Raw genomic sequence first — 18,819 nt, 5'->3', positions numbered from 1 at the left:
TTATGGCCTTATTACAAATTAGTGAGCCTGGTTTAAGTGCCGCACCGCACCAGCGTCGTCTGGCGGTGGGCATCGACTTAGGCACCACAAACTCGCTGGTGGCGACCGTGCGCAGCGGCCAGGCTGAGACGCTGGCGGATGCGCAGGGTCAACATCTGTTGCCTTCTGTGGTCCACTATCAGCCTCAGGGCCACAGCGTGGGCTTCGATGCCCGCGCCAATGCCGCGCAGGATCCTGCCAACACCATCAGCTCGGTAAAACGCATGATGGGCCGCTCGCTGGCGGATATCCAGAACCGTTATCCCCATCTGCCGTATCAGCTGCAGGCAAGTGAAAATGGCCTGCCGATGATCGCCACTGCCGCAGGGTTACTGAACCCGATCCGCGTCTCTGCCGATATTCTCAAGGCGCTGGCCGCCCGCGCCACCGCGACCCTTTCAGGCGAGCTGGATGGCGTGGTGATCACCGTGCCGGCCTATTTCGATGACGCCCAGCGTCAGGGCACCAAAGATGCCGCGCGTCTGGCGGGCCTGCATGTGCTGCGTCTGCTCAACGAGCCGACCGCGGCCGCCATTGCCTATGGTCTCGACTCCGGCCAGGAAGGGGTGATCGCGGTATTCGATCTCGGCGGCGGGACTTTTGATATCTCCATCCTGCGCCTGAGCCGAGGGGTGTTTGAAGTGCTGGCGACCGGCGGCGACTCTGCCCTCGGCGGTGACGACTTCGACCATCTGCTGGCGGATCACATCCGCGAGCAGGCGGGGATTGCCGATCGCAGCGACCTGCGCGTCCAGCGCGAGCTGCTGGATGCGGCCATTGCCGCCAAAATCGCCCTCAGCGATGCCTCCTCCGTGACCGTTGAGGTGGCGGGCTGGAAAGGCGACATCAGCCGCGAGCAGTTCAATGAACTGATTGCCCCGCTGGTGAAACGCACCCTGCTGGCCTGCCGCCGCGCGCTGAAAGATGCGGGCGTGGAAGCCGAAGAGGTGCTGGAGGTGGTGATGGTCGGCGGTTCAACCCGTGTGCCGCTGGTGCGTGAGCGCGTGGGCGAGTTCTTTGGCCGCACGCCATTAACCTCTATCGATCCGGATAAAGTGGTCGCTATCGGCGCCGCTATCCAGGCCGATATTCTGGTCGGCAACAAGCCGGACAGCGAAATGCTGCTGCTGGATGTCATCCCGCTCTCCCTCGGGTTAGAAACCATGGGCGGCCTGGTGGAGAAAGTGATCCCGCGTAACACCACCATTCCGGTGGCCCGCGCGCAGGAGTTCACCACCTTTAAAGATGGCCAGACTGCAATGTCGATCCACGTGCTGCAGGGTGAGCGCGAGCTGGTTCAGGACTGCCGTTCGCTGGCGCGTTTCGCCCTGCGCGGCATTCCGGCGCTGCCTGCAGGCGGGGCGCACATCCGCGTGACCTTCCAGGTGGATGCGGACGGCCTGCTGAGCGTCACGGCGATGGAAAAATCGACCGGTGTCGAATCCTCCATTCAGGTGAAACCGTCCTACGGTCTGACCGATAATGAGATCGCCACCATGATTCAGGACTCAATGAGTTTTGCTGAGCAGGATGTAAAGGCGCGTATGCTGGCCGAACAGAAAGTCGAAGCCGCACGCGTGCTGGAAAGCCTGAATAGCGCACTCACTGCTGATGCCGCGCTGCTAAGCGCCGCTGAACGTCAGGCCATTGACGATGCCGTCGCACAGTTGATTGCGGTGGCCGAAGGCAATGATGCTGACGCCATAGAACAAGCGATTAAAAACGTTGATAAACAAACCCAGGAGTTTGCCGCTCGTCGTATGGACCAGTCTGTCCGTACCGCGCTGAAAGGCCACTCCGTGGACGAGGTTTAATATGCCAAAGATTGTTTTTCTGCCACATGCGGACCTCTGTCCGGATGGCGCAGTTCTGGAAGCTGAGACCGGCGAAACCATCCTTAACGTTGCCCTGCGTAACGGTATTGAAGTGGAACACGCCTGTGAAAAATCCTGTGCCTGCACAACCTGCCACTGCATCGTCCGCGAGGGGTTTGACTCCCTGGCGGAGAGCACAGAAGATGAAGACGACATGCTGGATAAAGCATGGGGTCTGGAGCCGGAAAGCCGTCTGAGCTGTCAGGCGCGCGTCACCGATGAAGATCTGGTGGTCGAACTTCCGCGTTATACGCTTAACCACGCACGCGAGCATTAATATGGGACTGAAGTGGACAGACAGCCGTGAAATCGGCGAGGCGCTGTACGACGCCAACCCGGATCTCGATCCGAAGACCGTACGCTTCACCGATATGCATCAGTGGATTTGCGATCTGGAAGAGTTTGACGACGATCCCAACGCATCCAATGAAAAAATTCTGGAGGCGATTCTGTTAGTCTGGCTGGACGAAGCAGAATAAAAACGTAACGGGCTGCCTTCAGGCGGCCCGTTTGCTTGTTGCTAATAAGGAAAAATAAAATGACCGAAGCGATGAAGATTACGCTCTCTACTCAGCCTGCCGATGCGCGCTGGGGTGAAAAAGCCACTTACAGCATCAACAACGACGGTATTACCCTGCACCTGAACGGCAGCGACGATTTAGGCCTGATCCAGCGCGCGGCGCGTAAAATTGACGGCCTGGGCATTAAACATGTGTTACTCGACGGCGAAGGCTGGGACACCGATCGTAGCTGGGCCTTCTGGGCCGGTTATAAAGGGCCAAAAGGCAGCCGTAAAATTGAGTGGGCTAATCTGGACGAAGCCGGCAAGCGCGAGCTGGAAAGCCGTCTGACCATTATCGACTGGGTGCGCGACACCATCAACGCCCCGGCGGAAGAGCTGGGTCCGGAGCAGCTGGCGCAGCGTGCTGTCGATCTGCTGAGCAAGGTGGCGGGCGACAACGTCTCTTACCGCATCACCAAAGGCGAAGATCTGCGCGAGCAGAACTATATGGGCATCCACACCGTGGGTCGCGGCTCTGAGCGCCCGCCGGTGCTGCTGGCGCTGGACTACAACCCAACCGGCGATAAAGCGGCCCCGGTATTCGCCTGCCTGGTCGGGAAGGGCATTACCTTTGACACCGGCGGCTATAGCCTGAAGCAGAGCGCGTTCATGGACTCCATGAAGTCCGACATGGGCGGCGCGGCGACCATCACCGGTGCGCTGGCCTTTGCCATCACCCGCGGCCTGAACAAACGCGTGAAGCTCTGGCTCTGCTGCGCCGACAACATGGTCAGCGGTAACGCCTTTAAGCTGGGCGACATCATTCGCTACCGCAACGGCAAAAACGTTGAAGTGATGAATACCGACGCCGAAGGCCGTCTGGTGCTGGCGGATGGGCTGATCGATGCCTCGGCGCAAAAACCAGAGCTGATTATCGACATGGCGACCCTGACCGGGGCGGCGAAAACCGCGCTGGGCAACGACTACCACGCGCTGTTCAGCTTCGACGATAAGCTGGCAAACCGCCTGCTGGCGAGCGCCGCCGCCGAGAACGAGCCGTTCTGGCGTCTGCCGCTGGCCGAGTTCCACCGCAGCCAGCTGCCGTCGAACTTTGCCGAACTGAACAATACCGCCAGCGCGGCCTATCCGGCAGGGGCAAGCACCGCCGCCGGTTTCCTGTCGCACTTTGTCGAGAACTATCGCGAAGGCTGGCTGCACATCGACTGCTCCGCGACCTACCGTAAAGCGGCGGTTGAACAGTGGTCCGCGGGTGCGACCGGTCTGGGCGTGCGTACCATTGCGAACCTGCTGACGGCAGAGTAATTAGCTTGCCCGGCGGCGCTGCGCTTGCACGGGCCTACGGGTGTTGTAGGCCGGGTAAGCAAAGCGCCACCCGGCGTTTTTTGAAGTAGTGAAACTATGTCAGAAACCAAAAACGAATTAGAAACCCTGCTGGAGAAAGCGGCCACCGAGCCCGCCCATCGTCCGGCATTCTTCCGCGCGCTGCTGGAGTCCACCGTCTGGGTGCCCGGTACGGCGGCGGAAGGCGAGCAGGTTGTTGAGGACAGCGCCCTGGATCTGCTGCACTGGGAAAAAGACGACGGCACCTCGGTGATCCCGTTCTTCTCCTCCCTTGAGGCCTTACAGCAAGCCGTTGAAGATGAGCAGGCGTTCGTGGTGATGCCGGTGCGCACCCTGTTTGAGATGACGCTGGGCGAAACCCTGTTTCTGAATGCCAAACTGCCGACCGGGAAAGAGTTCACCCCGCGTGAAATCAGCCATCTGATTGGCGAAGAGGGCAACCCGCTTAGCACCCAGGAGGTGCTGGAGGGCGGCGAGTCGCTGCTGCTGTCGGAAGTGGCCGAGCCACCGGCGCAGATGATCGACTCCCTGACCACCCTTTTCCAGACCCTCAAGCCGGTTAAGCGCGCGTTTCTCTGCTCCATCAAAGAGCAGGCTGACGAACAGCCGGTACTGCTGATTGGTATCGAGGCGGATGGCGAGATCGACGACATCATTCAGGCCGCGGGCAGCGTGGCGACCGACACCCTGCCGGGCGACGAGCCGATCGATATCTGCCGGGTAGTGGCGGGGGAGAAGGGCATCAGCCACTTTATCACCGAGCACATCACGCCGTTCTATGAGCGCCGCTGGGGTGGCTTCCTGCGCGATTTCAAAAACAACCGCATTATCTGAATCTTACGGGGTGGCACTCACCCCGTTGCTTCCAGCAGCAGTAAATCCATCAGCAGCACCAGGTTCGACTCAAACGAGGTCACCCCTGCGGCTTCGGCGGCGAAATGCACCGCTTCGTCGTACAAAGCAAAATGCAGATCCGCCATCCCCGCCAGGCTATTCGCCGACGCGCGGGTAAAAGCCACCACCGTCATCCCCACGTTTTGCGCAATGCGCGCCTTATCCAGAACCTGTTCCGTTTCCCCGCTGCGCGAGACTGCGATGAAGACCTGATAGCGCGAGGCGTTGCTGAGAAAGATATTACGGCTGTCGCCCGGGCCGGAGATAAAGGCCGTCTTGCCCAGCACCTGCAATTTTTTGGTCAGGTACTCGGCAAAAAGATAGGAAAAGCCCGCCCCGTAGAGAAAGAAGCTCTCTTTTTCCCGCAGCAGTTCGGCAAAATAGTGGCGCTTTTGCGCCGTCGCCCACTGAAAGGTCTGCTGATAGTTGGCGATAAACTGATTGAACAGCGCGGGCAACTCCGCAGGCTGACGGCTTTCGGCGGCAATGTGCGGCGTGTCGCTCAATAGCTGCTTGCAGTGCCAGATGAACTCGCTAAAGCCGCTAAACCCCAGCTTGCGGCAGAGGCGCATAATGGTGGCGGTAGAGACAAAGGTCGCCTGCGCCAGCTCCCGCACCGTGATCTGACCCACCAGCAGTGGATGCCCGGTCAGATGGGCCAGCACGCGATATTCCGCGCGGGTCAGGGTCTCCCCGCGCGATAACAATGTCGCCAGGCGGTTATCCATTACTGCGCCGGTTCAACCGGCAGATCGTCCCGGGCACCCCATTCACTCCACGCCCCGTCGTAGAGCGTCACGTCGGTTTTGCCGAGGGTAGCCAGCGCCAGGATCACCACACAGGCGGTGACGCCCGAGCCGCAGCTGGTGACGATGGGCTGATGCAGATCCACACCCTGACGGGCAAAAATCTCACGCAGCTCATCGGTGGTTTTCAGCTCGCCTTCAAACACCAGATCGCCCCAGGGCACGTTACGTGCGCCTGGGATATGGCCGCGCTTAAGGCCAGGGCGCGGCTCGTCGGCCTCGGCGTTAAAGCGCGGGGCAGGGCGGGCATCGACAATCTGTACGGTCTGTTCGTGGCTCGCCAGCAGCACGTCGGTGACGCGCTTGATCGCCCCGGCGTCGAAGGTGGCTTCAAAATCGCTGTCCGGCAGGGAAACATCGCCCTGCTGGAGCGGGAGCTCCGCCCGCTGCCAGCCCGCAAGCCCGCCCGCCAGAATCGACACTTTTTCCACGCCGAAGGTTTTCAGCATCCACCACGCCCGTGGTGCGGAGAAGAGATTCCCTTCATCATAAATCACCAGATGCTTATCGTGGCTGACGCCCAGCTCGCGCATGGCGACCGCAAACGCTTCCGGGCGCGGCATCATGTGCGGCAGGGGAGAGGTGTGATCGGAGAGGGCTTCAATATCAAAAAATACCGCCCCCGGCAGATGCCCGGCGCGGTATTCCGCGGGAACGTCACGATGCTCCTGACCCGGCGGCGCCATGCGCGCGTCGAGGATCTGGACTTCAGGATCGTCACTGTGCTCAATCAGCCAGTCGGCTGCGACAAAATATGAGGTGGACATGGTTGCCTCCATAAATGAATCCAATAATGGATTGTCGGTGTTTTTTCTGACACCGACAAGGGAACCACGTTCAACTCGCGAGCAAGCCCTTATTTTTTCACCGCTTCTCCGTCCTGCCACGCTTTCTGCAATGCAGGCCAGTATTCACGGTTAGCTTCGATCATCTCGTCCAGAATGGCTTTGGCATGCTCCATGGTTGGCACGGTGCGGTTCAGGGTGAACGCCTGCAACGCTTTCTCGTAGCTGCCTTCGATGGTGGCCTCTACCAGCAACTGCTCCGAGGCCAGCTGTTGTTGCAGCAGGGTCTGGTGGAACAGCGGTACCTGGCCGATGCGGATCGGCTCTGGCCCTTCGCTTGTGATATAGGCCGGCACTTCAACCATAGCGTCATACGGCAGATTAGTAATCGCCCCGCGGTTTTCCACCATCACCAGATGGCGCTGACGCAGGTTAAACGCCAGCGAGCGGGCCACATCCACGATAAACTCGCCGTGTACCCCCACGTGGAACGCATCCGGCAGGATCCCGGTCTGTTTATACTCTTCCGCAGCCGCAAACAGCTTTTTCTCGCGACCGTTCATCACTTCGTTGGCGCGGGTATAGTCCGGGTTCTGGTGCTCCACGATCTGGTTTGGCATCAGGTAGTACTGCAGATAGGGGTTAGGCAGATACTCCGGGAAGTTATCCATGATCGGCTTGATGTTGCGCCAGGTTTTCACCCAGGATGGATCGGAGTGCTGCGGGTCGGTTTTAGCCGCATCTTCCGTCAGCAGGCCAAATCTGGCGACATGGCGGCGCAGCTCCGGCAATTTATCTTCGCCATCCACCAGCACGCGGGTAAACCAGCCGAAGTGGTTCAGACCGAAGTAATCCACCTCCAGCTTGTGACGATCCACGCCCAGAATGGCCCCCATATTGCGCATCGCCGCGACCGGCATATCGCAGATGTTCAGCACCCGGGCGTCAGGTCGCAGGCGGCGCACACCCTCTGCGACGATGGCCGCCGGGTTGGAGTAGTTAACGATCCACGCTTTTTCATGCGCATAGCGCTCGACCATGTCGATCAGTTCAACCATCGGCAGGATCGTGCGTAAGCCATACGCCAGCCCGCCCGGGCCGCAGGTCTCCTGGCCAACCACGCCGTGACGCAGCGGGATCTTCTCATCCTGCTCGCGCATTTTGTACTGACCCACGCGCATCTGGGCGAAGATGAAATGGGCACCGCTGAAGGCCACTTCCGGGTCGCTGGTGACGGTGAATTTGATGCTCTGACTGTGATCGCGAATCACCTTCTCCACCACCGGCGCGATGGTATCCTGCCGCGCGGCGTCGATGTCGTAGAGGCGAATTTCCGCCAGCGGGAATTTGTCCAGCTGCACCATCAGGCTTTTCACAATTCCTGGCGTATAGGTGCTGCCACCACCGGCGATAGAGAGAATGAATGGGGGTGTAATCATGTTTATCTCCTTCAGAGAACCGTCTCGACCGCTTCTCGCATTTTTTTGACATGCAGCCCGTAGACCACCTGAACGTTGTTACCTTGTTTGATAATGCCTTTCGCGCCCGTCGCCTTGAGCCGCGGCTCGTCGATGACGGCGACATCTTTCACCGTGACGCGCAGGCGGGTGTAGCAGTTGTCCACTACCTCGATGTTTTCACGTCCGCCGAGGCCGACCACAATCGCCTCGCCCAGGCCATTATTGCTGCCCTTCGCCTGATACTCCTGCTTGCTGTACAGACGGGTCTCCTGATCTTCCTCCTCGCGTCCCGGCGTTTTCATGCGGAAATGCAGGATCAGGAAGCGGAAGACAACGAAGTAGACGGTGAACATGATCAGCCCGACCACGATGTACATCGGCCAGTTAGACTTCTCCGTGCCCAGCGGCAGGTTATAGAGAATAAAATCGATGATGCCATTGGCGCCGATGGCGTGAACGCCGAACAGGGAGAAGAGCATCATGCCAATCCCGGTCAGCACCGCATGCACCACAAACAGCAGCGGGGCGACAAACAGGAAGGAGAACTCAATGGGTTCGGTCACGCCCACCAGCAACGAGGTGAGCGCCGCCGGGATCAGAATCGCTTTCGCCGCGGCTTTACGCTCCGGTTTCGCGGTGACATACATCGCCAGCGCGGCGGCAGGCAGGCCAAACATCTTGCTGATACCGCGAGCATCCCAGACCACGGTGCTGCTGAGCTGCTTCACATCCGGGCAGGCCATCTCGGCGAAGTAGATATTACGCGCGCCCTGGTAGGTAGCGCCGCAGACCTCCTGGGTACCGCCCAGTTCGGTATAGAGGAAGGGGGTATAAACCAGATGGTGCAGGCCGGTCGGCACCAGGATGCGCTCAAGGAAGCCGTAAATCGCCACCCCAAACGGTCCGGAACCTTTTATTGCTAAGGCCATCGTGCTGATCCCGTGCTGGGCAAACGGCCACAGCTCGCTCATCACCACCCCCAGCAGCATTGAGACCGGCAGCATAATAATGGCGACAAAGCAGTGGCCGGAGTAGATTGCCATGGCGCCGTTAAACTGCACCCCGGAGTATTTGTTATACAGGTAGCCCGACAGCGCCCCGGTGAGGATCCCGGCGAACACGCCCATCTCCAGCACCTGTACCCCCAGCACCATGCTCTGTCCGGCGGCTTTCATCTGCTCCGCAGGGGCCAGCGCGCCCTGCAGTTGCAGCGTGACGTTCATGGCGTTGATAAACACCACAAAGGTCACCAGACCAATCAGCGCCGCGTAACCTTTGTCACGTGTTGCCAGACCAATGGGAATCCCCACGGCGAACACCAGCGCGAGGTTAACCAGCACCGAGACGGCGGATTTGGCGATCAGCTGGCCAATACTCTGGATCAGTGGATGGCCGAGGAATGGCAGATAGCCGGCAAGACCACCGTTACCCAGCACGTTTCCAAAGGCAATAAACAGACCGACAATCGGCAGGATAAGTACCGGTCCGTATAATGATTTTCCGAAATTTTGTAGGGCGTTCACGGCTCGTTTCATCATGTTCTCTCTTATTGAACCGCGCACTCAAGGTGCGTCTGAGAGTAAAACTAGCAGTGGGAACGCCGGTTTATCCATATATCTTCTTGTTTTAAAAACAAATGACGTTAAAGGTTACATGTAACCTTATGCGCTGTGATCGCCGTAGCAGCGGAATTTTTAATGCTGATAATTATTTTGCGAGGTGCTGTCCGTAATTGGATTGAGTGCTTTTGTATTAATGAAACTTGCGGATAATACTTACCCCGACGACGACCAACAGGCCCGAGAGGCCAGGGATAAAGGATGAAACCGTTTCGCTTCGCCGCACTTTCATTAGCGCTGCTCACTTCACTGGCGCTTATCGGCTGTGACAACAGTGACGATAAGCCCAAACCCCAGGCGCCCGCTGCGGCGGCTGCATCCACCACACAACCGACTGTCCCGGCGAAGCCTGACGGCGCCACGCTGGAAAAACTGGCAGCGCAGAGCCAGGGCAAGGCGCTGACCCTGCTGGATGCTTCAGAGCTCCAGCTCGACGGCGCGGCAGCCCTGGTGCTGACCTTCTCGGTTCCCCTCGATCCCGCCCAGGATTTCGCCCGCACCGTGCACGTGGTGGACAAAAAAAGCGGCAAGGTTGATGGGGCATGGGAGCTGGCGCCTAACCTGAAGGAGCTGCGCCTGCGCCATCTGGAGCCAAACCGGAATCTGGTGGTCACCGTCGAGGGCGCGCTGCTTGGGCTGAATAAAGCCACGCTGGGCAGCGATATCGAAAAAACCATCACCACCCGCGATATTGAGCCGACCGTGGGCTTCGCCAGCCGCGGCTCGCTGCTGCCGGGCAAGGTGGTAGAAGGGTTGCCGGTAATGGCGCTGAACGTAAACAACGTCGATGTGAATTTCTACCGGGTCAAACCCGAGTCCCTGGCCGCGTTCGTCAGCCAGTGGGAGTACCGCAGTTCGCTTACCAACTGGGAATCTGACAACCTGCTGAAGATGGCCGATCTGGTCTATACCGGCCGCTTCGACCTTAACCCGGCGCGCAATACCCGCGAGAAACTGCTGCTGCCGCTGGCGGAGATCAAGCCGCTACAGCAGGCGGGGGTCTACATCGCGGTGATGAATCAGGCCGGGCACTATAACTACAGCAACGCCGCCACGCTCTTTACCCTCAGCGATATTGGTCTCTCCGCCCACCGCTACCATAACCGACTGGATATCTTTACCCAGAGCCTGGAGAACGGCGCGGCGCAGTCGGGCATTGAGGTGCTGCTGCTTAACGATAAAGGGCAAACGCTGGCCCAGGCGTCGAGCGATGCCGACGGTCACGCGACGTTGCAAACAGATAAAGCGGCCGCGCTGCTTCTCGCCCGTAAAGATGGGCAGACCACGCTTTTGGATCTCACCCTTCCGGCGCTGGATCTGGCGGAGTTTGCCATCTCCGGCGCGCCAGGCCTGAACAAGCAGTTCTTTATGTTTGGTCCGCGCGATCTCTATCGCCCGGGCGAAACGTTGATCCTCAACGGCCTGCTGCGCGACAGCGACGGCAAACCGCTGCCCGACCAGCCGGTGAAGCTGGAGGTATTACGCCCGGACGGCCAGGTGGCACGTACCGTGGTCAGCCAGCCGGAAAACGGTCTCTATCGCTTTAACTATCCCCTTGATAGCGGGGCGCAGACCGGCATGTGGCATGTGCGCGCCAGTACCGGCGATAACCAGCAGCGGATGTGGGATTTCCACGTCGAAGATTTTATGCCAGAGCGCATGGCGCTGAATCTTACCGGGCAAAAAGCGCCGGTTGCGCCGCAGGATGATGTCGCGTTCGACGTGACGGGGTATTACCTGTACGGCGCTCCCGCCAACGGCAACAGCCTGCAAGGACAGCTCTTTTTACGCCCGCTGCGTGACGCCGTGGCCGCACTGCCGGGCTTCCAGTTTGGCGATATCGCCGAAGAGAACCTGAGCCGCAGCCTCGACGAAGTGCAGCTGACCCTGGACGAACAAGGGCAGGGTCAGGTGACCAGCGAAAGCCAGTGGAAAGAGACGCACTCCCCGCTGCAGGTTATTTTGCAGGCCAGCCTGCTGGAGTCCGGCGGACGTCCGGTGACCCGCCGGGCGGAACAGGCCGTCTGGCCAGCGGCCACCCTGCCGGGCATCCGTCCGCAGTTCGCCAGCAAAGCGGTCTATGACTACCGCACCGATACCACCGTCAACCAGCCGATTGTGGAGGAGAACAGCCAGGCCGGATTCGATATTGTCTACGCTGATGCCAGCGGGGCGAAAAAAGCCGTTTCTGGTCTGCAGGTTCGCCTGATCCGCGAACGTCGGGACTACGCCTGGACCTGGTCGGAAAGTGACGGCTGGCAGTCGCAGTTTGATCAAAAAGATCTGATCGAAGGCGAGCAGGCGCTGGATCTGGCCGCGGGCGAAACGGGGAAAGTGAGCTTCCCGGTGGAGTGGGGCTCCTACCGTCTGGAGGTGAAAGCCCCGGATGAGGCGGTGAGCAGCGTGCGCTTCTGGGCGGGCTACAGCTGGCAGGATAACAGCGACGGCTCCGGCGCGGCCCGGCCAGATCGCGTCACCCTGAAGCTGGACAAACCGGCCTATCAGCCAGGGGATACCATCAAGCTGCACATTGCCGCCCCGGCGGCAGGTAAAGGCTACGCGATGATCGAATCCAGCGAAGGGCCGCTGTGGTGGAAAGAGATCGACGTCCCGGCTGAAGGGCTGGATATGACGATCCCGGTAGATAAAGCCTGGAAACGTCACGATCTTTACCTCTCCACGCTGGTGGTTCGCCCCGGCGATAAATCCAAATCGGCCACGCCAAAACGAGCTGTGGGCTTACTGCATCTGCCGATGGGCGATGAGAACCGTCGCCTGAGCATCGCCCTGGAAAATCCGCCCAAAATGCGTCCTGACCAGATGCTGACGGTGAAAGTGAAAGCCAGCGTGAAAGAGGGGACGACCCCGCAGAAAATTAACGTGCTGGTTTCGGCGGTGGACAGCGGCGTACTCAACATTACCGATTACGTCACCCCGGATCCGTGGCAGGCGTTCTTTGGCCAGAAGCGCTATGGCGCGGACATCTACGACATCTACGGCCAGGTGATTGAAGGCCAGGGGCGTCTGGCGTCGCTGCGCTTTGGCGGCGACGGCGATGAGCTCAAGCGCGGCGGCAAACCGCCGGTTAACCACGTCACCATTATCGCCCAGCAGGCGCAGCCGGTAGAGCTGGACGCCAACGGGGAGGGCACCGTCTCGTTACCCATTGGCGACTTTAACGGCGAGCTGCGTCTGATGGCCCAGGCGTGGACCGATGATGATTTTGGCAGTAGCGAGAGCAAAATCATCGTTGCCGCACCGGTGATCACCGAGCTAAACACACCGCGCTTCCTGGCCAGCGGCGATAGCGCCAGGCTGACGCTGGATCTGACTAACCTCACCGATCGTCCGCAGACCCTGAACGTCGCCCTGACCGCTGGCGGTAATCTGGCGCTGGAAGGGGCCCAGCCGCAGCCGGTTACACTGGCCGCGGGTGAACGCTCGACGCTGTTTATTCCGGTGCGGGCGCTGGAGGGTTACGGCGAGGGCGAAATCGTCGCGCAGGTAAACGGCCTGACGCTGCCCGGCGAAACCTTTGCCCCGCAGCAGAAGAGCTGGAAAATCGGCGTGCGCCCGGCATTCCCGGCGCAGACGGTGAACACCGGCACGATGCTCAATCCGGGCGAAAGCTGGCATGCGCCGGAACAGCACCTGGCGAATTTCTCGCCGGTGACTTTACAGGGGCAGCTTCTGCTCAGCGGCAAGCCGCCGCTCAACCTGGCCCGCTACATTCGTGAGCTGCAGGCCTATCCGTATGGCTGTCTGGAACAGACCACCAGCGGTCTCTTCCCGTCTCTGTATACCAATGCCGCCCAGTTGAGCGCGTTAGGGATTAAGGGTGACAGCGACGAAAAACGTCGCGCGGCTATTGAGATCGGTATCTCCCGCCTGCTGCAGATGCAGCGTGACAACGGTGGCTTTGCCCTGTGGGATAAAAACGGTGAGGAAGAGTACTGGCTCACCGCCTACGTCACTGATTTCCTGGTGCGGGCGGGCGAGCAGGGTTACAGCGTCCCGGCTGAGGCCATTACCAACGCCAACAACCGCCTGCTGCGCTATCTGCAGGACCCGGGCATGATGGCTGTCCGCTACAGCGAGAACACCACCGCCAGCAAATTTGCCATCCAGGCCTATGCCGCGCTGGTGCTGGCTCGTCAGCAAAAAGCGCCGCTGGGGGCGCTGCGTGAAATCTGGGATCGTCATGGTCAGGCCAAATCGGGCCTGCCGCTGATGCAGCTTGGCCTGGCGCTGAAGCTGATGGGGGATGCGCCGCGCAGCCAGCAGGCGCTCGATCTGGCAATCAAAACGCCGCGCAGCGAAACGCAAAGCTGGCTGGCCGATTACGGCAGCCCGCTTCGCGATAACGCGATGATGCTCAGCCTGCTGGAAGAGTACAAACTGCTGCCGAACGCTCAGAATACGCTGCTGAATGTGCTTTCTGAGCAGGCGTACAGCCAGCGCTGGCTCTCAACGCAGGAGAGTAACGCTCTGTTCCTGGCGGGGCGTTCCGTACAGAAACTCACCGGAGAGTGGCAGGCCACCACGTCGTTTAAAGAAGGCAATATGCGGGGAGACAAACCGCAGGTGCAAAATCTTAATGCCGATCAACTGGCCGCCCTGCAGGTGACCAATACCGGCACTGCACCGCTGTGGGTGCGTCTGGACAGCAGCGGCTACCCACAATACGCGCCGCAGCCCGCCTCGAACGTGCTGAAAATTGAACGGCAGATTCTGGCCACCGATGGCAGCAGCAAGTCGCTCTCCTCCCTGAAAAGCGGGGAGCTGGTTCTGGTCTGGCTGACCGTGCGTGCCAGCAAGAACGTGCCGGATGCGCTGGTGGTGGATCTGCTGCCTGCGGGGCTGGAGCTGGAAAACCAGAACCTCGCCAGCAGCAGCGCCAGCCTGCAGGAGAGCGGCAGCGAGGTACAAAACCTGCTCAACCAGATGCAGCAGGCGGATATCCAGCATATGGAGTTCCGCGACGATCGCTTTGTCGCCGCCGTGTCGGTGAAAAATTATGAGACAGTGACGCTGGTCTATCTGGCCCGTGCCGTCACCCCGGGAACCTACACGGTGCCGGTACCGATGGTGGAATCCATGTACGTACCGCAGTGGCGGGCAACGGGTGCGGCCAGCGGCCCGCTAACTGTCGTTCCGTAACGTGCAGCGCCGCTCTCTGTTACGCTCCCGCTGGCTGTGGCTGGCGGGAGCGCTTCTTCTGCTATGGGGCGCTGTCGTGGCCGCCGATCGCCTGTGGCCGCTGCCGTTACACGAGGTCAACCCTGCCCGCCTGGTGGTGGATGAAAAGGGCATTCCGTTGTGGCGATTTGCCGATCGCGACGGGATCTGGCGCTATCCGGTCACCATTGAAGAGGTTTCACCCCGCTATCTTGAGGCGCTGATCCAGTATGAGGATCGCTGGTTCTGGGATCATCCCGGCGTTAACCCATTCTCTGTTCTGCGCGCCGCCTGGCAGGATCTGCTGGCCGGAAAGGTGATCTCGGGCGGCAGCACGCTGACGATGCAGGTGGCGCGACTGCTGGATCCGCATTCCCGTACGCTGGGGGGCAAAGTGCGTCAGCTCTGGCGGGCGCTCCAGCTGGAGTGGCACCTCTCCAAAGCTGAGATCCTGACGCTCTATCTGAACCGCGCCCCGTTTGGCGGCACGCTACAGGGCGTGGGGGCCGCCAGCTGGGCCTATCTGGGAAAATCCCCTGCGCAACTGAGCTACTCCGAAGCCGCCCTGCTTGCCGTTCTGCCCCAGGCGCCGAGCCGTTTGCGACCGGATCGCTGGCCGCAGCGGGCAGAGGCGGCGCGTAACAAAGTGCTCAACCGGATGGCATCCCAGGGCGTCTGGTCCGCCCGCCAGGTCAAAGAGTCACAGGAAGAGCCCGTCTGGCTGGCGCCACGCCAGATGCCGCAGCTGGCGCCGCTGTTCTCGCGCATGATGCTGGGCAAAAGCCGCGACAGCAAAGTGGTGACGACGCTGGATGCCACGCTGCAGCGTCAGCTGGAGGAGCTGGTCCTGAACTGGAAATCCCGCCTGCCGCCCCGCAGCTCGCTGGCGATGATCGTCCTGGATCATACCGATATGAAGGTGCGCGGCTGGGTGGGGTCGGTCGACATCAACGACGACAGCCGCTTCAGCCATGTGGATATGATCAGCGCGATCCGATCCCCCGGATCGGTGCTGAAGCCCTTTATCTATGGCCTGGCGATGGATGAGGGGCTGATCCATCCCGCCTCGCTGCTGCAGGATGTGCCGCGACGCACCGGCGATTACCGTCCGGGTAACTTTGACAGCGGCTTTCACGGCCCAGTGAGCATGAGCGAGGCGCTGGTGAGATCCCTGAACCTGCCCGCCGTCCAGGTGCTGGAGGCCTACGGGCCGAAAAAGTTTGCCGGAATGCTGCGTAACGCTGGTTTACCGCTTCTCCTGCCTGCGGGGGCTCAGCCGAACCTGTCCCTGATTCTCGGGGGCGCCGGGGCGCGTCTGGCGGATATCGCCGCGGCATACAGCGCGTTTGCCCGTCAGGGTCGGGCAGGGAAGCTGCGCCTGAAACCCGACGACCCGCTGCTGGAACGGCCTCTACTCTCGCCTGGGTCCGCGTGGATCATCCGACGCATTCTTGCCAGTGAGGCGCAGCCGTTACCCGACAGCGCGCTTGCTCAGGTAGTGCCCCTGGCAATAAAAACCGGCACCAGCTATGGCTATCGCGATGCGTGGGCGATAGGGCTGAATGCGCGCTACGTCATCGGGGTCTGGACCGGCAGGCCGGACGGCACCCCGGTGGCCGGGCAGTTTGGTTTTGCCAGCGCCGTGCCGGTGTTGAATCAGGTTAATAACCTGCTGCAGTCGCGATCGGCGCTGGATGAGGCGCGTCTGCCGCGCGATCCGCGCCCGGCCTCCGTTAGCCGCGGGGTGATTTGCTGGCCGGGCGGGCAGTCGCTGCCAGACGGGGACAGCAACTGCCGCCGTCGACTCGCGACGTGGCTGCTCGAAGGGAGCCAACCGCCGACGCTGTTACTGCCGGAGCAGGAGGGCATCCGCGGCATTCATTTTCCGATCTGGCTGGATAACAGCGGTAAGCGGGTGGCAGCAGACTGCCCGCAGGCGCAGGAAAAAAGCGTCGACGTCTGGCCGCTGCCGCTGGAGCCGTGGCTGCCCCAGGCAGAGCGACGGTCTGCCCGCATCCCGCCCGCGTCTGCAACCTGTCCGCCGCTCGGTCAGACCTTCCCGGCGCCGCTGCTGCTCTCCGGCATTCGTCAGGGGGCAGTGATTAAGCGTTTGCCGGGGGAGTCGCGCGTCTCGCTGCCTCTGCTGGTCAGCGGCAGCGAGGGACCGCGCTGGTGGTTTCTTAATGGCGAACCGCTGAATGTCCAGGGGCGAATGTATACGTTGCAGCTTGAAAATGCAGGAGATTATCAGCTACTGGTAATGGATGAGGCGGGGCAGGTGGCGACTGTGGATTTCACGCTGCAATAGATAAAAGGTGTTTTGACGAGGATCTGTTGTTAAAACTCGTCTTATTTTAAAAAAATGTTACATGCATCCATAGGCAATGGCGCCAATGCTCATTATAATCCGCGCCATATATTTCGCATGAATGCAAAACAACAGAACAAATCACAGAGGTAATCATGGCTATTGAACGTACTTTTTCCATCATCAAACCAAACGCGGTGGCAAAAAACGTTATTGGCAGCATCTTTGCGCGCTTTGAAGCGGCAGGGTTCAAAATTGTTGGTACCAAAATGCTGCATCTGACCGTTGAGCAGGCTCGCGGTTTCTATGCTGAGCACGAAGGTCGCCCATTCTTCGACGGCCTGGTTGAGTTCATGACCTCTGGCCCAATCGTGGTTTCCGTTCTGGAAGGCGAAAATGCCGTTCAGCGTCACCGCGATCTGCTGGGTGCCACTAACCCGGACAACGCGCTGGCAGGTACACTGCGTGCAGACTACGCTGACAGCTTCACCGAGAACGGCACCCACGGTTCCGACTCCGTAGAATCTGCTAAACGCGAAATCGCCTACTTCTTCGCGGAAGGCGAAGTGTGTCCACGTACCCGTTAATATAACGGTTTCGTTTACACATTATTTTCGTAAATGCCGCGTGCAAACGTGGCATCCCTGCACCAGACTTTGTACAATGTAACGCCCCGGATGAGCCGATCGCTTTCCGGGGCGTTTCTTTTCAACCCTCCACGGGCCATAACGTGTAACAACGAGGCCGGAATATATTATGTCTGAATTAGTTAACACCTCCGAAGTCGCCATTCCTGCGGTTCCGAATAAAAATGGAAAAATCAACCTGCTGGATTTGAACCGTCAGCAGATGCGCGAGTTCTTCAAAGAGATGGGCGAAAAGCCGTTTCGTGCCGACCAGGTCATGAAATGGATGTACCACTATTGCAGCGACAACTTTGATGAGATGACCGACATCAACAAAGTGCTGCGCAACAAGCTGAAAGAAGTGGCCGAAATCCGCGCGCCGGAAGTGGTGGAAGAGCAGCGTTCCGCTGACGGCACCATCAAATGGGCGATTGCGGTTGGCGATCAGCGTGTTGAAACGGTTTATATCCCGGAAGACGATCGCGCTACCCTCTGCGTCTCCTCCCAGGTGGGTTGTGCGCTGGAGTGTAAATTCTGCTCCACGGCGCAGCAGGGCTTTAACCGTAACCTGCGCGTGTCAGAGATCATCGGCCAGGTGTGGCGTGCGGCGAAAATCGTCGGTGCGGCAAAAATCACCGGCACCCGTCCAATCACCAACGTGGTGATGATGGGGATGGGCGAGCCGCTGCTGAACCTGACCAACGTGGTTCCGGCGATGGAAATCATGCTCGACGACTTCGGTTTTGGCCTCTCCAAACGTCGCGTCACACTCTCTACCTCAGGCGTTGTTCCCGCGCTGGATAAGCTCGGCGATATGATTGACGTGGCGCTGGCGATTTCGCTGCATGCGCCAAACGATACCATCCGCGATGAGATCGTGCCCATCAACAAGAAGTACAACATTGAGACCTTCCTGAACTCGGTTCGTGGCTACATTTCGAAGTCCAACGCCAACCAGGGTCGCGTCACCATTGAGTACGTCATGCTGGATCACGTCAACGACGGTACCGAACACGCCCACGAGCTGGCGGCACTGTTGAAAGACACGCCGTGCAAGATCAACCTGATCCCATGGAACCCGTTCCCGGGCGCGCCGTATGGCCGTAGCTCAAACAGCCGTATCGACCGTTTCTCCAAGGTTCTGATGGAGTATGGTTTTACCACTATCGTGCGTAAAACCCGTGGTGATGATATTGATGCCGCCTGTGGTCAGCTGGCCGGTGATGTTATCGACCGCACCAAGCGCACACTGCGTAAACGCATGCAGGGCGACGCCATCGCGATCAAGTCCGTGTAATTATTATGCCGTCACGGCGCGTCTATTGCGCCGTGGCGGCTACGGATGCGAATAAACAGTCATTGCGCC

The 18,819-nt window shown here is 59.9% G+C and carries 13 protein-coding genes; 9 read left to right on the top strand and 4 right to left on the bottom strand.

The features are described from left to right. The first annotated feature begins 2 nt into the window (after positions 1–2). The 5 genes from hscA to sseB all read left to right on the top strand — a co-directional run bounded on the left by hscA (position 3) and on the right by sseB (position 4,611). A complete protein-coding gene (hscA, locus tag ACOKCT_RS09345; protein ID WP_156239575.1) occupies positions 3–1,853 on the top strand; it encodes a Fe-S protein assembly chaperone HscA in 1,851 nt (616 codons plus the stop codon). 1 nt (position 1,854) lies between these two features. Then, positions 1,855–2,190 carry an ISC system 2Fe-2S type ferredoxin gene (fdx, locus tag ACOKCT_RS09340; RefSeq protein ID WP_039029728.1) on the top strand — a complete coding sequence of 112 codons (336 nt, stop codon included), beginning with the start codon at positions 1,855–1,857 and terminating at the stop codon, positions 2,188–2,190. A 1-nt stretch (position 2,191) separates the two neighbouring features. Then, a complete protein-coding gene (gene iscX, locus ACOKCT_RS09335; protein WP_032613119.1) occupies positions 2,192–2,392 on the top strand; it encodes a Fe-S cluster assembly protein IscX in 201 nt (66 codons plus the stop codon). A 59-nt stretch (positions 2,393–2,451) separates the two neighbouring features. After that, a complete protein-coding gene (gene pepB / locus ACOKCT_RS09330) occupies positions 2,452–3,738 on the top strand; it encodes an aminopeptidase PepB (protein WP_103180719.1) in 1,287 nt (428 codons plus the stop codon). A gap of 96 nt (positions 3,739–3,834) precedes the next feature. Continuing rightward, on the top strand, positions 3,835–4,611 hold the full coding sequence (gene sseB, locus ACOKCT_RS09325; RefSeq protein WP_103180718.1) for an enhanced serine sensitivity protein SseB: 777 nt from the start codon (positions 3,835–3,837) through the stop codon (positions 4,609–4,611). A gap of 17 nt (positions 4,612–4,628) precedes the next feature. On the opposite strand, the gene ACOKCT_RS09320 is transcribed toward sseB, so the two are convergent. From ACOKCT_RS09320 to ACOKCT_RS09305, 4 genes are all read right to left on the bottom strand, one after another. After that, positions 4,629–5,399 carry a MurR/RpiR family transcriptional regulator gene (locus tag ACOKCT_RS09320; protein WP_156239569.1) on the bottom strand — a complete coding sequence of 257 codons (771 nt, stop codon included), beginning with the start codon at positions 5,397–5,399 and terminating at the stop codon, positions 4,629–4,631. Beyond that, positions 5,399–6,244 carry a 3-mercaptopyruvate sulfurtransferase gene (gene sseA / locus ACOKCT_RS09315; protein WP_156655031.1) on the bottom strand — a complete coding sequence of 282 codons (846 nt, stop codon included), beginning with the start codon at positions 6,242–6,244 and terminating at the stop codon, positions 5,399–5,401. Before sseA ends, ACOKCT_RS09320 begins: the two co-directional genes overlap by 1 nt. Positions 6,245–6,333: 89 nt before the next feature. Further along, entirely contained in the window at positions 6,334–7,701 is a 1,368-nt protein-coding gene (locus tag ACOKCT_RS09310) for a 6-phospho-alpha-glucosidase (RefSeq protein ID WP_290527484.1), read from the bottom strand. 11 nt (positions 7,702–7,712) lie between these two features. Then, positions 7,713–9,257, bottom strand: a complete 1,545-nt coding sequence (locus tag ACOKCT_RS09305) for a PTS transporter subunit EIIC (protein ID WP_420193407.1) — start codon at positions 9,255–9,257, stop codon at positions 7,713–7,715. A 285-nt stretch (positions 9,258–9,542) separates the two neighbouring features. Here ACOKCT_RS09305 and ACOKCT_RS09300 point away from each other — a divergent pair, with 285 nt between their 5' ends. From ACOKCT_RS09300 to ACOKCT_RS09285, 4 genes are all read left to right on the top strand, one after another. Further along, entirely contained in the window at positions 9,543–14,501 is a 4,959-nt protein-coding gene (locus ACOKCT_RS09300; protein ID WP_159340033.1) for an alpha-2-macroglobulin family protein, read from the top strand. Position 14,502: 1 nt separating this feature from the next. Then, positions 14,503–16,827, top strand: a complete 2,325-nt coding sequence (gene pbpC, locus ACOKCT_RS09295; RefSeq protein ID WP_420193395.1) for a peptidoglycan glycosyltransferase PbpC — start codon at positions 14,503–14,505, stop codon at positions 16,825–16,827. A 155-nt stretch (positions 16,828–16,982) separates the two neighbouring features. Then, positions 16,983–17,414, top strand: a complete 432-nt coding sequence (gene ndk / locus ACOKCT_RS09290) for a nucleoside-diphosphate kinase (RefSeq protein ID WP_039029721.1) — start codon at positions 16,983–16,985, stop codon at positions 17,412–17,414. 169 nt (positions 17,415–17,583) lie between these two features. Then, on the top strand, positions 17,584–18,750 hold the full coding sequence (locus tag ACOKCT_RS09285; RefSeq protein WP_103180711.1) for a bifunctional tRNA (adenosine(37)-C2)-methyltransferase TrmG/ribosomal RNA large subunit methyltransferase RlmN: 1,167 nt from the start codon (positions 17,584–17,586) through the stop codon (positions 18,748–18,750). The last annotated feature ends 69 nt before the right edge of the window (positions 18,751–18,819 follow it).

The organism is Leclercia sp. M-A074-M (assembly GCF_965195605.1).
In the GTDB taxonomy this organism is placed as follows: domain Bacteria; phylum Pseudomonadota; class Gammaproteobacteria; order Enterobacterales; family Enterobacteriaceae; genus Enterobacter.
Note: the sequence above shows the minus strand (reverse complement) of the source record. Positions and strands in the feature narration are given on the sequence as shown.